At 69.9% G+C, this 1,145-nt stretch carries 1 protein-coding gene; it reads left to right on the forward strand.

Features of this window, described 5'->3' with window-relative positions:
* Positions 1-19: 19 nt before the first annotated feature.
* Positions 20-1,145, forward strand: a 1,126-nt coding sequence (locus tag ACLE50_RS22320) for an HNH endonuclease signature motif containing protein (protein WP_410945582.1), incomplete at its 3' end; no start/stop codon positions are given.

A 1,145-nucleotide genomic window follows, 5' to 3' on the forward strand; every position in this document is an offset into this window, starting at 1 on the left:
TCTGCTGTCGTCGCTGCCGATGGCCGAGGGCGTGGTGCGCCGGCTGGACCGGTGCACGGTGGCGGTCACGGCGGAGCTGGAGCGGCGGGGGGCGTTCGTCGAGCGCGGTTACAAGAATGCCGATTCCGCTCTGTCGGATCTGGTCGGCTGGGATCGGCGCGAGGCGAAGGTCCGGACCCGGGCCGCGCAGCACGTGCACCCGCGTACCGGTCTCACCGGGCAGACGTTGCCGCCGAGGCTGCCCGCGACCGCGCAGCGGTTCGCCGCGGGCCGGTTGGGGCTGGCGCACGTGGACGTGATCGCGACCGTGCTGGGATCCCATGCCGCGCAACGGATCCCCGCCGAGAAGCTCGCGATGGCCGAGGAGCAGATCGCCGAGCACGCCACCTGCTACACCCCGAACGAGCTGCGGGCCTTCGCCACCGACCTGATCGACCGGCTCGACGAGGACGGCCCCGAGCCCGACGACGAACCGGCACCCGACCTGAACACACTGAAGATCCTGGCGAACCGTTCCGGGTCCGGTGGCCGGTTCACCGGCCGCTTCGACGACGCCGTCATGTTCGACGCCATCGCCGCGGCGCTGGAGGCGTTGTCGGCGCCGCGCGGCGACGCCGACGAGCGGTCCCCGTGGCAGCGGCAGGCCGAGGCGTTGTACGAGATCTGCTCGGTCTCACTGGAACGCGACGAGCTCCCCGAGACCGGCGGGCGTCGTCCGGTGGTGTCGGTGCTGGTCCGGCTCGAGGACCTCGAACAACGCGCGAAGGGCGCGTTGCTGCACTTCGGTGGGCAGTGCACCCCGGAGAACCTGCGGATGCTGGCCTGTGACGCGAGCGTCGTGCCGGTCGTGATGAACGGCACGGGCGAACCACTCGACATCGGACGAGCCCAGCGCACCATTCCCACCGGAATACGCCGCGCGGTCACCGCACGCGACAAAGGATGCGCCCATCCGGGCTGCGACCGGCCACCCTCGTGGTGCGATATCCACCATATCGTCCCCTGGGAATGTCACGGCCCCACCGAACTGAACAATCTGGTGATGCTGTGCAAATCCCATCACCGGCTGATCCACAAACCAGGATGGGAGGTCCGGATACGCGGCGGGCTGCCCGAGTTCATTCCGCCCGCGTGGATCGACCCTG

This window comes from Pseudonocardia phyllosphaerae (assembly GCF_046546475.1).
Taxonomy (GTDB): domain Bacteria; phylum Actinomycetota; class Actinomycetes; order Mycobacteriales; family Pseudonocardiaceae; genus Pseudonocardia; species Pseudonocardia phyllosphaerae.